A 14,273-nucleotide genomic window follows, 5' to 3' on the forward strand; every position below is an offset into this window, starting at 1 on the left:
CTACTGTGTCTGAAACTCCCGTATTAGATCAAATTATCAAAAATGTGCGGGTAGTTCGTCCCCATCAGGATGCAATCGAACTACTTGATTTAGGAATTAAGGATGGAAAATTTGCTCAGATTGCCCCTAATATTAGCCCAGACACAGGCAAAGAGGTATTTAATGGCAAAAATTTACTGGGCTTTCCTGGGGTCGTAGATGCCCACATGCACATCGGTATCTATCAATCTCTCGACAAAGATGCTGTAACTGAAACCAAAGCAGCCGCAATGGGAGGCGTAACTACCAGCTTAAATTATATCCGTACAGGGCAGTATTACCTCAACAAAGGCGGCTCCTACCGCGATTTTTTTCCAGAGGTGTTGGCTTTATCCGCAGGTAATTTTTTTGTAGATTACAGCTATCACATCGCACCTATAGCTAGCCAGCATATCGACGAAATACCTTTATTGTTTGAAGAACACGGTGTATCTTCGTTTAAAATATTCATGTTTTATGGCGGCTATGGATTGCATGGTTTGTCAGACCAGCAAAACCTCTTTTTAATGATTAATAAAGAGGAACGGTATGATTTCGCCCATTTTGAATTTATTATGCGCGGTCTAACTCGCTTGATGGAAAAACATCCAGAAGCGCGAGATACTATCAGCTTGAGTTTGCACTGCGAAGTTGCAGAAATTCTAAATGCTTATACCAAAATAGTTGAAAATGACTCTAGTCTGAGCGGATTACACGCTTATAGTGCAGCGCGTCCACCTCATTCCGAAGGATTAGCAATTTGCATTGCTGCTTATTTAGCAAACGAGACTAACTGTGCAAATATTAATTTATTGCACTTGAGTTCGCGTAAAGCAATGGAAGCAGCTTTAACTATGCAAGCTGCTTTTCCTCATATCAACTTTCGGCGAGAAGTTACTGTTGGACATTTGTTGTTAGATGTCGATACTCCTAATACGATTTGGGCAAAAGTCAACCCTCCTATTCGTCCCCGTGCTGATGTTGAATATTTATGGCAAGCAGTACTCAACAATCAAGTAGATTGGATAGTTAGTGACCATGCTTGCTGTTCTGCTGAACAAAAAAGAAATGTTAAAGACCCGAATAATATTTGGTTAGCAAAGTCTGGTTTTGGCGGTACAGAATATTTACTTTCTGGTGTGTTTAGTGAAGGTAGTAAGCGGGGGATGTCTTACAACCAGATGGCTAAATTGCTATCTTGGAACCCATCCCGACGCTTTGGTTTGTTAGAAAAAGGCGATATTGCTATTGGTTATGATGCTGACTTGGTGCTGTTAGACCCAAATGAAAGCTTTGTGGTAAGTGCTGCTGAGTCAGAGTCACAACAAGGTTATACACCTTTTGAAGGAGTGGAATTAACTGGAAAGGTGAAGAGTACTTTTCTGCGCGGAAACTTGATTTGCAACAATGGGAAAGTTCTAGGTTCACCTATTGGACGTTATTTAAAAAGACCTTCTAGAATGGCCACATAGAAACCTTGCTGTTTACAAACTATGTGTTTATTAGTGTGAATATGATAATACTGTTGCAAGCTTTGATAAATCCCTATCAACGCGGATAAAGAATAAGGAACCATCATCTGTTCTGTGCCAAGGGACAGTGGTAAAACTAGGAACATAGCCAAACCAATCCTTTACAAATCGAAAATCTCCTATATCACAGTATCCAGCCAAGCAATATGCTTCTTCATTATATGATTGAATCATTGGATAACTGCCATCATAATGTGCCAAGATACCAAGCAACCATACTCCACCGCCATTACTATCTTTTCTTAAATACTTTTTTTTAGATACTTCAAATTGAACTGTATCTGTCTTGCTCCACGGTAGCAATTTACTATTCAAGGCAGGGATGAAGTCACGTAGTCTAGCATCTGGATGATCGTTTGTTGCATTTTTATATTTCAATGGAATAGGGCCATTCTCCATCCAGAGGATTTCAACTTCTTCATTACCTAGAACTTTCCAAGGGCCTATTTTCACTCCTGCGGGGATAAAGGAGTAGCCATGCTTGTTTAATTGCCACTCTCCTAATTGAATAGCGCCCCTGAGTACAAAAATCTCTAAATCGGTAGTAAAGAAGCCAGAAGGTGCTTCAAACTGAGGCGGTAAAACTACTTTTGAAGTGGATGCACCAGAGTCATGCCATGTTAGTGTTCGGCGGCTTCCAGGCACAACACCTTCTGGCATTCCACTGACTCGCCACTGTTGTTCTTCTGGCAGAGTATTGGTGTCAAAAAACTGGTATTTGCGAGGTACGTGTTTGGAGATGGCTGTACACCTACCTGATAGGTTCATGCGCCCTCTTCCGTCTCCACCCCAATCCTCTTTTATAGATGCTACGTGCAAAAAATCATCAGTTTGATTTTCTTCTGCAAAATTAAAATTTATATTTTCTTCGCCCACGACTTCACATTCTCCTGTTTATATGCCAATACGCTTGGGTTAAGAGGATGTTTGAAAAGTAATTGTCTGTGATTTTAGGCACTTGTTGATCCCCCCTAACCCCCCTTAAAAAGGGGGGAACCGGAATTAAAGTCCCCCTTTTTAAGGGGGATTTAGGGGGATCTAAAACTTTTGATACCGAGAAGAGGACTTTTCAAACATACTCTAAGGGCTAATTGTACAAAACTATGGGTTTTCGAGTTTTTGAGACGCGATAAATCGCCGTCTCTACAAGTGTTTTGGTTTTATCTGATAGGCATTTAATTTTATTTGTTAATTCAGCAAATTACTTTTTTTGTGCTACGGTTTGCAACCATTCAATCAGTGGTCTTAAGGTTCCTGGTAATGCTGACTCACTGACAGTTACCGTATGCTGCTTACCGTTATCTTCCACTGTTAACTTATACTGAAAGCGATCGCTCTGAGGATTTGGCGAGGTAATTAGTTCAGGTAGCCTAAATAAATCTGCAACTTCCACCAGTCGGGGAAGTGTCGCAGCTTCATGTGCTGGGAGAGTGTCTGTATCAACGATTGTCTTTTTGCTAATCCCAGCAAAGCCACCCGTGCGTTCAAAGGATATCCGCATTTTTTTGCTCTCCGTTGTGTTATTTAGTTTGAGTTGAAGGAGGCAGGAGGCAGGAGGCAGGAGGCAGAAGGTTTTACTTCAGTTGGGGATTCAAACCCTTCCTGAAAAAGAGCCACAAAACTAGAATTTTTGGAGTTCTTGTCTTAAACCCTTGCTCCAGAGGGTCGCGGGCTGTTACAGATAGCGCAGCGGTAGCTCAGGAAAGGAGCGTCGGGCAGTTTTCCTCCTGCCTCCAACATCCTCGATAAATACAAATATTGGGAGGTGATAGTTTTCACCTCCCACTTTAGCAATAACAAACAACAGATTTATCAGTCCTGAGTGTTGAGTGACGCAGTGGAAGGTATTGACCATTATTCCTAACTCCTCACTCAACACTCCTAACTTCTAAATAACTCCTACCTTTTGCCAAGCGTTCTGCACAGCTTTTTGTTCATCACTGTCATTACCGTAGAGTTCGCCAGCAACTTGAATGGTAACGTTGGCAGCTTTTTTAAAATCTGCTTTGGCACGCAAGCGATCGCGCAAAGCTATGTACCAGATTTTACCAGCTTTTTCCCAAGCATAGCCACCAATCTCAACAGCTGCTAGATAAAAGGCATGGTTAGGGATTCCTGAGTTGATATGCACCCCAGCATTATCTTCAGCACCAGTATATTTATCTTTCATGTGACCTGGTTGGGGATCTTTACCTAGTACTGGGTCATTGTATGCTGTTCCTGGTGCTTTCATGGAACGGATGCCAACACCTTTGACAGTCGGTACTAAAAGACCTTCGCCAATTATCCAATCTGCTTCTTGTGCAGTCTGATTTTTAGTCTTTTGTTTCACCAGGCAACCAAAGACATCAGAAAATGATTCATTTAGTGCCCCAGGTTCGCCATAATACTGTAAACCCGCTTCATACTGAGTTATCCCATGAGCTAACTCATGCCCAATCACATCAATCGACTTTGTGAAGCGCTGAAACATTTCTCCATCGCCATCACCATAAACCATTTGGTCGCCGTTCCAAAAGGCGTTGTCATACTTAACGCCATAATGCACGGTGGAGTCTAAACGTAGTCCTTTGTCATCAATGGAATTGCGATCGAATATCTCATAAAACAAGTCATAAGTAGCACCAGCAGAATCATAGGCTTCATTCACTGCTGCATCACTGCTTGGTGGATCTCCTTCACTTCGCACCAATGTACCAGGAAGTTGCTGGCCATTTTTTGCATCGTAGATGGTGCGGCGCTTTTCACCCGGAGAAGGTGCAAATGATACAGTACCTATGACATCTCTCCGTCCGCGAAACTGTGCTGAAGCATTTAATGTATGAAAAGCCCAACTCCGTTGCTGGGGGTTGCCATTCACCACAACATTTTCCAGCATGTGGGGCGGGATGATACAACAAATTGGGCATCTAGAGTAAAGTGGATGCTCATACTTAAACCCGGCTGATTTCTTTTTATTTCGAGCCATCCAAGATATTCTCCTTTTGAAACTAGGTGATGGCAAACAGTGGCTTTAACTCCACTTTTGAAACGAGCAGAAAAACGAATCCAAATCGCGTGCCCCTGGTTTTTTTGAATAAAATTTTCTACTCTGTATTTTGGGATAGGTCTGTGGAGGATTGATAGTACCCTCACGGGTACTTCTGATGTAGAAATATTGCATAAAAACACAAGGCAAGCTTATATACCGCAAATTTCAGCTAAAATCCTTGCGCGAGTTAGCAAAACCTCCTTTACAGACCTAATGCGTTTATATATTAGTTCTTCTTAAAAAAGATCATGTTATTTATTGCTGTTTTGTTACTATCAAGCTCTTAATGCTATAAATACCCACTTGGAGCCAAATTAAAGCATCCAAAACCTCAAATTTTCACAGGCAGCCACCAAACACTGCCAGTCCATAATATTTCCAAGGCACTGCAACTGTCTTAAATCCAGCTTTGTTCAACATTTGTAAATGAGCATCCAGGGTAGCTAGCTGATCTTGACTGGAGTAACCTTGGGTGCTGCTAGTGCCAAGCTTGTCGCGAATCTCTGTTAAACTAGTTCCCTGTTCAACTGACCATTCCTCTCGTGCCGCCTTGTAAGCTTCTGCTAAGGCTGGTGATTCTGGTAAAGTGGGGTCTGCATTCCAAAAACAGCCGTCTTGAGTCAGGCTAGCAGCAATTCGCTCAAATAACTTGAATTTCATTTCATCTTGGAGATGGTGAATCGCCAAGGATGAGACACAAGCATCAAATTCGCTACCAATATCCAATTTTTCTGGATTATTTGCCCAGTCACCAAAATCTGCTTGTATGCCAGTCCAACGTTTTTGATGCCCAACTGCTGTAATTTTATCTTGGGCAAATTGCAGCATTCGAGGTGAATAATCTAAGGCAATTACTTGGGCATCTGGAAAGTGGTTGAGTATCTTGAGACTAAGTTCACCAGTACCGCAACCTAATTCTAAAATACGCCGACTTGTGGAAGGTAGACAACGGGTAATTACCTCCAACATCTCATCGTATTTGGGTAACAGTTGGCGAATACCAGTATCAAAATCAGCAGTTTTGGCGAATACCTCTCCGGGAAATAACTGTTGCATGGGTATTGGAATAAATAGACACACTTCTCCATATTAATCATCCATCATTACCGAGGTACGCGCTACATCGATAGAAACAAGTTCTTGTATTAAAAAATATTCACTCAATATACTTTTGGCAGAATACATACATCACATTTTATGTTATGTGCAAGAAAATTATCTCTTAAATTGAAGCTGAAATCCCATGATTTTAAAGGAAAAAGCCAATTTAACTCTTTTTTAAGATTTGTAAAGATAAAAATGTTCACATATTGAGTTAAACTAATGTGTGTGATTAGTAACTCTGATAAATAAATTCTTGGTTTTCAAAAGTTACTGACGTTGGTATATTAAATACTGAACAGAAAGTTAACTAAATCAAACTAGAAGTCCACTGTCATTCTGAGTCAAACAGAGTGTAGCGATACAAGGTTCAAGACTAATGCTAAAAAACAGCGAACAGAAAGTTAATGAAGGCTGTAATCTCAAATGGAAGCCCGGAGGTAAACTATCTGTGCGGTTTTCTCTGTTAGAAATTTTGCGAAGTAGAACGGTCGGAAAGCCACTATAGTCTCGATATAGTAGGTTTTATCCTATAGTTAATCTGCATTTAGGGTAATTTCTGAAAACTCATGCTGAGTTAATCTAAATTAAGGTTAACTTGCTTAATTAATGTCAACAATCCCAAAAGAGCTTAAGCGTTATAGCGATAAGTTTTCGATGGGGTAATTTGACCAATTTTGAAGCAACCTATAAAAGGTTGGCTGAAAGAATTTAACTAAGTGATGGTGTTATTTATTAACATCATCTGGTAATAATAATCAGCTTTTCTAGTGAAAGCTTGCTTTAGGATGCCTAAAATTTTAGGCAACTAATAGCATCATTTGTTATTGCCATACATCAGGTAAATCTGAAATATTGCCTGAATATCACAACTTTTTCACTTGTATTAAGGACAACAGCAATGAATAATGTTCAAGCATCCTTTGAAGCAACGGAAGCTGAATTTCGCGTGGAAGGTTACGAAAAAATTGAGTTTAGTCTGGTCTATGTGAACGGTGCATTTGATATCAATAACAGAGAAATTGCAGACAGCTATGAGAAATTTGGCCGCTGTTTGACAGTGATTGATGCCAATGTCAATAGGCTATACGGGAAGCAAATCAAGTCATATTTTAAACACTATGGCATTGATCTGACTGTAGTTCCTATTGTCATTACTGAACCGACTAAAACCCTTGCAACCTTTGAAAAAATTGTTGATGCTTTTTCTGATTTTGGCTTAATCCGCAAGGAACCGGTGTTAGTTGTGGGTGGTGGTTTAATCACTGATGTAGCTGGGTTTGCATGTGCTTCTTACCGTCGCAAGAGTAACTACATTCGTATTCCTACTACACTGATTGGTTTAATTGATGCAGGTGTGGCGATTAAGGTTGCAGTCAACCATCGCAAGTTAAAAAATCGTTTGGGTGCATATCATGCTCCTTTGAAAGTGATCCTCGATTTCTCCTTTTTGCAAACATTACCAACGGCTCAAGTTCGTAATGGCATGGCAGAATTAATCAAAATTGCTGTTGTTGCAAACTCTGAAGTCTTTGAATTGCTGGATGAATATGGCGAAGAGTTGCTGCGTACTCACTTTGGACACGTGAATGGCACAAGTGAACTGAAAGCGATCGCACACAAACTCAATTACGAGGCAATTAAAACTATGCTGGAGTTGGAAACTCCTAATTTGCATGAGTTAGACCTCGATCGCGTCATCGCCTACGGTCACACTTGGAGTCCTACCTTAGAATTAGCTCCGATGGTACCGCTATTTCACGGTCACGCTGTGAATATAGACATGGCTTTATCTGCAACCATTGCAGCAAGACGTGGTTACATTACAACTGGAGAACGCGATCGCATTTTAAGCTTGATGAGCCGTATCGGTTTATCCATTGATCATCCTTTACTAGATAGCGATTTGCTCTGGTATGCAACCCAATCTATCAGCTTGACGCGAGACGGTAAACAACGCGCAGCTATGCCAAAACCCATTGGTGAATGCTTCTTTGTTAACGATTTCACCCGTGAAGAACTAGATGTAGCCTTAGCTGAACACAAACGTTTGTGTGCTAAATACCCTCGTGGTGGAGATGGGATTGACGCTTACATAGAAACTCAAGAAGAATCCAAACTATTGGGAGTGTGAAAACATGACCAGTATTTTAGGACGAGATACCGCTAGACCAATTACGCCACACAGCATCCTCGTAGCACAGCTACAGAAAACTCTCGAAATAGCAGAAGAGAGTAATATTCCTTTAGAGATATTGACATCTCTGCGCCAAGGTTTGCAATTAGCAGCAGGTTTAGATCCCTATTTGGATGATTGCACTACTCCCGAATCGGCCGCATTGACAGCACTAGCACAAAAAACCAGCAAAGAAGACTGGAGCAAACGCTTTAGTGATGGTGAAACGGTGCGTCAACTAGAGCAGGAAATGCTCTCAGGACATCTTGAAGGACAAACACTAAAGATGTTTGTGCATATTACCAAAGCCAAGAGCATCCTGGAAGTGGGAATGTTCACAGGATATTCGGCTTTGGCGATGGCGGAAGCGTTACCACACGATGGACGACTCATTGCTTGTGAAGTAGACTCTTATGTGGCTGAATTTGCTCAAACTTGTTTTCAGGAGTCTCCCCACGGCGACAAGATTGTTGTAGAAGTAGCACCTGCATTAGAGACACTGCACAAGTTAGCGGCTAAAAAAGAATCATTTGATCTGATCTTCATTGATGCCGATAAAAAGGAGTATGTAGAGTACTTCCAAATTATCTTGGATAGCCACTTACTGGCTCCCGACGGGTTAATCTGCGTCGATAATACGTTGTTGCAAGGACAAGTTTACTTACCATCCGAACAGCGTACTGCTAATGGTGAGGCGATCGCTAAATTCAACCGCATTGTCGCCGCAGATCCGCGTGTAGAGCAAGTTCTGTTACCCATACGAGATGGTATAACCCTGATTAGACGCGTGGTGTAACAGGCGCTATCAATTCAAAGCATCACAAAAAGGCGACTTTATAGCGGTTCTTATTTGGATGCAATATCCAGTAGGGGTGCATATCTGTGCATTGGTGTCAACTTAACGTGAAACCCTTGTCAAGAAGTGATACTAAGTTCACTTGCTGACCATGACGATCCGCGTTACCCCACCCTAACCCTCCCCTTGCAAAGGGGAGGGAACTAGATTTCTTTTTCCCCCCTTTCCAAGGGGGGATTAAGGGGGGTAAAACGTATGTGGAATAAGCGTTTAAGCTTAAGTTGACACCAATGATATCTGTCCCAATACTACTCGGTTAAGCATTTTGAACTCAGAATTTGGTTTGGGGAAAAGGTTAAAGGGTAAGGGTTAAAGGTTTTTTCTTTCCCTTTCCCCCTTCCCCTTTTCCCCTTAACCGACAAGTATTGATATCTGTCCGCCCCTACAAAAGGCCGCATTCCACATCAAAGAAAAACTTATGGCTCAATCAATCTCCTTATCACTCCCTGAATCCACAACGCCCTCAACGGGTATAAGAATAAAAATAGTAGCTCTATTCAAGACTCTGGGAACTCTAGTATTGCTGCTAATAGCCTTACCCATCAACGCTTTAATAGTATTGCTATCCCTGCTGTGGAGCATTCCGTTTACAAAAAAACCAGCCATAGCAGCCCATCCTCAGACTATCTTAGTCAGTGGCGGCAAAATGACCAAAGCATTGCAACTTGCTCGCTCATTCCATGCGGCTGGAAACAGAGTTATTCTGGTTGAAGGTCACAAATACTGGTTATCCGGGCATAGATTCTCAAATGCTGTGAGTCGTTTTTATACAGTTCCAGCACCACAAGATGACCCAGAAGGCTATATACAGGCGCTATTGGAAATCGTCAAAAAAGAAAAAGTTGACATTTATGTACCCGTATGCAGTCCTGTGGCTAGTTATTACGACTCTTTAGCAAAACCTGCACTGTCTCCATACTGTGAGGTTTTCCACTTCGATGCTGAGATAACCAAGATGCTGGATGATAAATTTGCCTTTACTGATCAGGCGCGATCGCTTGGTTTATCTGTTCCCAAATCTTTTAAAATTACCGATGCTGAACAAGTTATCAACTTTGATTTTAGTAAAGAAACGCGCAAATATATTATAAAAAGTATTTCTTACGACTCCGTTCGCCGCTTAAATTTAACCAAACTTCCCTGTGACACTCCAGAAGAGACAGCAGCCTTTGTCAAGAGTTTACCCATCAGTCCAGAAAAACCTTGGATTATGCAAGAGTTTATTCCTGGGAAAGAATTATGCACCCATAGCACGGTTCGGGATGGTGAATTAAGGTTGCATTGCTGCTCAGATTCTTCTGCGTTTCAGATTAATTATGAAAATGTCGAAAATCCCCAAATTCGGGAATGGGTGCAACATTTCGTCAAAAGTTTGGGATTGACTGGACAAGTCTCTTTCGACTTTATCCAAGCTGAAGATGGTACAGCCTATGCCATTGAATGTAATCCCCGCACCCATTCGGCGATTACCATGTTTTACAATCACCCAGGTGTTGCAGAAGCCTATTTTGGGAAAACTCCCCTAGCTGCACCCCTAGAACCTTTAGCTGATAGCAAGCCTACTTACTGGATATATCATGAAATCTGGCGACTAACTGGTATTCGTTCTGGGAAACAATTGCAAACTTGGTTTCAAAGGTTAGTACGAGGCACAGATGCTATTTATCAAATAGATGATCCAATACCATTTTTAACTTTGCATCATTGGCAGATTACTTTACTTTTGCTACAAAATCTGCAAAAACTCAAAGGCTGGGTAAAAATTGACTTCAATATCGGTAAACTTGTGGAATTAGGCGGGGACTAAGTAATTCGTAATTCGTAATTATGATGTTTGCCAAATTAACCATAATAAACAGTTTGTAGTGGGGACTTCAGTCCCCAAAGCCAGGACTAAAGTCCTTACTACGAACAAGCCGATTTTAAGCAATGAACTCTGTTGTATTACTTGCCCAACGTTTCATTGATAGCGGTTATTAATAAATCATTTAGAGGAATTCCTGCTGCTTTCGCCATAGAAGAAATCACGCTTTTGGGAGCAAAAGAACAATACAATCCGGCTTCTAAAAACCAAGGTTGTCCCTTTGGGTCGATGCGGAAATCAAATAAACTGTAGTGGCGACAACCTAAAGCCTGATGACACTTCTTAGCTACTTCTTGAACCCTTTGGGTAATTGGGTCGCTAGGGTCTACAATCCAAGACTTAATATTATCTTTAGCAGCAAAATACAAATCGCCATCGTCCGTTTGTTGAAGTTTATCAACATAGTTGCGGATAGGTTTTTCGTGGGGGTCTACCAGATATTCTTCAAGGGGTAAACCTATTAGTTCCCCGTCTTTGGCAAGAATACCGCATCTGACTTCTCGACCAAGTTCAATAAACTCTTCTACGATGACCTCCGAAGCATATTCAAATGCTTTTTTCAGAGCAGCATCATATTCAGTAACTTCTTTGACTAAAGTCACTCCTAAAGAGTTGTCCGAACTTACAGGTTTAATGACTACTGGAGGTGTAATTGTTGGAATATCTCCTTGGCGGAGCAGTTCTCCACGAGGCACTTTCACCCTTGCGGCTTCGACAATTGCTTTGGCTCTAGCTTTGTGGGCCGCTATGGCCATGATATCGGGAGTATTGCCTATATAAGGGATGTTGAGTAAATCGAATAGGGCGCGGTACTGAGTCATTCCAGGAATACAAAACATTTGTGGTAACATAATGTCAATGTTTTGCGTTGTTATAAACTGTATAGCATCAAAGAGAGGAATTGGTTTAGTGAGAGCAATATCTTCTCGACTAAGGGAGTCAGGAAATCGCCACTGACTATCAGGTGTGATGTATGCAATTTGAAAGTTATAAAGTGATTTATCTGTTATTGCTGCTAAACAGTCTTGGGCATAAAGGCGTGATAAATCACAGTAAAAATCGTTGTGTGCAGACCCAACTAAATGAAGGATATTAAGTACTGGCATAATTCATCTTCCTGAGTAAGTTTTAATGGTTATTCAATGCTGGATAAAATATTGTATTCCTCTTATTATCATATAGTTAATATGGAATAAACAAATTAATTATTTCAGGTGTTTTAGTACTCTCAAAGAACAGTTATTGAAGACAAGTTGGTAAAATATTACTATTTTTAATTGCTATAATTTAGATAAAAAATAACTCTCAATCACACTATAAAATATTTATGCTAGAGTTCTAATCTCTATCTCCCTTCCCGCTTCGGGAAGCTACGGTATACACACAAGTCAAAAAAAGATCAATTTCGCATTATTCTCTCGTTTATCTCGTTCCTATGCTCTGCATAGGAATGCCTGATTAGAGGCTCTGCCTAGGCTGTTGACTTTGTGCATTTTTCGGGAATTTTTGGGAAAATTATTCGTGTTATTTTTTGTTTGACCTAAACTGCCTGAAACAGGCAGTTTAGGTCAAAAACAGGCGACACATTTTTTGCATGAAGTCTTACGGGCTAAAGGGTACAGAGTCAACACCCTAGGCTCTGCCTCTAGTCAAATATTGAGTCAGAGACTCAATGAATGCATTCCCAGTCGGAGACTGGGAACGAGGAACAAAACCCACGGAGGTGGGTTTGAAATTCTTTGAATCCTTCGTTTGTGTAGCCATGATTTCTAATCGCCTAGTATATTTGAGATGCTCAGTTACCAAACCGATGTACCATACAGATAAGTTTACAAAAATAAACAATGGTAGAACGTCCTATTAAGAAATCGGAACGTCAGTCTCAAGGAAGTACTGATAAGAATTCCGAAAACTCGGATTCTGTAACCCCTATTGAATCCAACCCCAAAAGCTCAAAACCGAGCCGCGATCGCTCGTCTGGTGGAGGGAAAAAATCATCATATAAAGATGAAGTCAGGCAGCCTGTGAATCTTGCACTAGCGCGTGGCCCAAAACCCGTTAAACCTCCAGCCGCTAAAGTTAAAACAGAAGAACTTGAAACCGAATCAGAATCAGAATCTATCTCTGAAGAGTCTCAAGACTAACATTAGAAGTGCCGCGTGTGATGTGGGAGGCTATAAAGACTGTGATTTCTGGCTCTGAAGGCAGCGATCGCGCCCCCCATCACCATTAGGTTATTGTGTAGTTTCTCACAGAGTTTTTTTATCTCAATGCGCGGAAGGGTAGGTGTACAAATTTCACAGCCCCGAAAAAGTGCTTCTATCTCAACACCAGCAAGCATTTCACCCCGCTAATCTCCTAACTATCATCCGCGCAACTTCTGAAATGCTTACAAAAAGTGGGTTTCAGCTTTCAACTTTTCCCGACACTCTTCCCAAAGAAATTCTCTAATGCTATGATTGCTCTAAATTCGCGCAACCGTACCTTGAAAACTAAATACAGCTTGGCTTTCCGGCTTCCGCTATTGCAATTCAACAAAATCCCTATTAGGGATTGAAACTGGTCAGATTGAATTTTTAAGCGCACAGCCTCAGGTGATTGCAATTCAACAAAATCCCTATTAACCCAAGTTGCGGGTAATAGAATACAAAAGAGGAGATGGAAAGTGTAGGCACAGTAAATAAGGGTTGTACGAACTCCAACCACTATAAAAATGCCATTAGGAATGTTCAGTGTAGTTTAATAGAGAGTAACATTTGCAACTTAGTCAATAAAAGCTTGTTGCAGAGTGTAAGCAAAAATAAAAGCTTGTAACTTCAGTAAAAACCCCTCAAATGTTACGGCATGAAGCGATTTTTGGAAGAAACGAGTGATGCCGCTAAACACGGTTTCAATGTAATGACGAATAGACTGTTTAATGTATTGATTCCACGGTGCATCTTGGCGTTTAGAGTTACTTTTTCGCATGACCTGCATCGAGATTTGACTAGTTTCAATTAAGTCATCTTCCACAGTGTAATCAAGATAGGCAGAATCGGCGTAAACTTGACTCCCAGGCATTAAATTCAAGGGTAAAGCACTCAATCCCCGTATATCTGTTGCGCTAGCTGGCATGAACACAAATTCGACAGGAATACCTGTTTTGGTAGTCAATAACTGTACTCTCACTCCATAAAAATAACGTTTCTTGGATGCGATATAACCCCGATATTCTTCCGAGTGAATTAACTTCGCATTAAAGATGCGAATATTATCACATATTGGTACGGGGAACGAGTCTAAAAGATATTCCGTATCTTCACTAATTTCTTTTAGTGCTGTTCCCATTTGATGAAATAAATCGTTCATCAACATCGATACCTTGTGTAATCGCCGATTAAATCGTGATTTTTCTAACATTCCTGGTATCAAGTTATGGTCTTTCATATAGCTGCAAGCCTTGCTATGATTCCCACCAAAAAACATTGCCGCTATCATTGCCGTGGTGATAATTTCTGCATCACTCATTTCACGACGAATATCCTCATCATGTCCAATCGCCTTCAATAGGTCATCTATGACAGAATAGATAGTAACTATTTCATTTAACATATTTCCCTCCTAATTTTCTGTCTGGAGGGATTTTATTGTTTTTATACCCCTATGTCATCTTTCTTGGTATGTAACTAGCAACTTGAGTTATTAGGGATTGAAAC

At 40.9% G+C, this 14,273-nt stretch carries 11 protein-coding genes; 5 read left to right on the forward strand and 6 right to left on the reverse strand.

From position 1 onward, the window contains the following. Nucleotides 1-5: 5 nt before the first annotated feature. A complete protein-coding gene (locus tag RRG12_RS33715; RefSeq protein ID WP_420762223.1) occupies nucleotides 6-1,490 on the forward strand; it encodes an amidohydrolase family protein in 1,485 nt (494 codons plus the stop codon). A 30-nt stretch (nucleotides 1,491-1,520) separates the two neighbouring features. On the opposite strand, the gene RRG12_RS33720 is transcribed toward RRG12_RS33715, so the two are convergent. From RRG12_RS33720 to RRG12_RS33735, 4 genes are all read right to left on the reverse strand, one after another. Beyond that, complete coding sequence (locus tag RRG12_RS33720; RefSeq protein WP_420762224.1) at nucleotides 1,521-2,426, reverse strand: DUF4437 domain-containing protein; 906 nt, start codon at nucleotides 2,424-2,426, stop codon at nucleotides 1,521-1,523. Nucleotides 2,427-2,751: 325 nt separating this feature from the next. Further along, nucleotides 2,752-3,051, reverse strand: coding sequence for a protealysin inhibitor emfourin (locus tag RRG12_RS33725; protein WP_420762225.1), 300 nt, complete (start codon nucleotides 3,049-3,051; stop codon nucleotides 2,752-2,754). 387 nt (nucleotides 3,052-3,438) lie between these two features. Then, nucleotides 3,439-4,518 carry a M4 family metallopeptidase gene (locus RRG12_RS33730; protein WP_420762226.1) on the reverse strand — a complete coding sequence of 360 codons (1,080 nt, stop codon included), beginning with the start codon at nucleotides 4,516-4,518 and terminating at the stop codon, nucleotides 3,439-3,441. Nucleotides 4,519-4,920: 402 nt separating this feature from the next. Further along, on the reverse strand, nucleotides 4,921-5,637 hold the full coding sequence (locus RRG12_RS33735; protein ID WP_420762227.1) for a class I SAM-dependent methyltransferase: 717 nt from the start codon (nucleotides 5,635-5,637) through the stop codon (nucleotides 4,921-4,923). Between the two features lie 946 nt (nucleotides 5,638-6,583). On the opposite strand from RRG12_RS33735, the gene RRG12_RS33740 reads away from it, so the two are divergent. The 3 genes from RRG12_RS33740 to RRG12_RS33750 all read left to right on the forward strand — a co-directional run bounded on the left by RRG12_RS33740 (nucleotide 6,584) and on the right by RRG12_RS33750 (nucleotide 10,521). Beyond that, a complete protein-coding gene (locus tag RRG12_RS33740; RefSeq protein WP_069074324.1) occupies nucleotides 6,584-7,816 on the forward strand; it encodes a sedoheptulose 7-phosphate cyclase in 1,233 nt (410 codons plus the stop codon). A gap of 4 nt (nucleotides 7,817-7,820) precedes the next feature. Then, complete coding sequence (locus RRG12_RS33745; protein WP_420762228.1) at nucleotides 7,821-8,654, forward strand: O-methyltransferase; 834 nt, start codon at nucleotides 7,821-7,823, stop codon at nucleotides 8,652-8,654. 478 nt (nucleotides 8,655-9,132) lie between these two features. Continuing rightward, nucleotides 9,133-10,521 carry an ATP-grasp domain-containing protein gene (locus RRG12_RS33750; protein WP_420762229.1) on the forward strand — a complete coding sequence of 463 codons (1,389 nt, stop codon included), beginning with the start codon at nucleotides 9,133-9,135 and terminating at the stop codon, nucleotides 10,519-10,521. A 137-nt stretch (nucleotides 10,522-10,658) separates the two neighbouring features. On the opposite strand, the gene RRG12_RS33755 is transcribed toward RRG12_RS33750, so the two are convergent. After that, nucleotides 10,659-11,684: a D-alanine--D-alanine ligase family protein gene (locus RRG12_RS33755; RefSeq protein WP_420762230.1), complete on the reverse strand. Its 1,026-nt coding sequence runs from the start codon at nucleotides 11,682-11,684 to the stop codon at nucleotides 10,659-10,661. Nucleotides 11,685-12,422: 738 nt separating this feature from the next. Between RRG12_RS33755 and RRG12_RS33760 the strand changes: the two genes are divergently transcribed. Then, entirely contained in the window at nucleotides 12,423-12,722 is a 300-nt protein-coding gene (locus RRG12_RS33760) for a hypothetical protein (RefSeq protein WP_420762231.1), read from the forward strand. A gap of 619 nt (nucleotides 12,723-13,341) precedes the next feature. Here the strand turns inward: RRG12_RS33760 and RRG12_RS33765 are convergent. Then, nucleotides 13,342-14,169 (reverse strand): IS982 family transposase, encoded by an 828-nt coding sequence (locus RRG12_RS33765; protein WP_069074888.1) that lies wholly within the window; start codon nucleotides 14,167-14,169, stop codon nucleotides 13,342-13,344. Nucleotides 14,170-14,273: the final 104 nt, after the last annotated feature.

This window comes from Nostoc sp. CALU 546 (genome assembly GCF_048836525.1).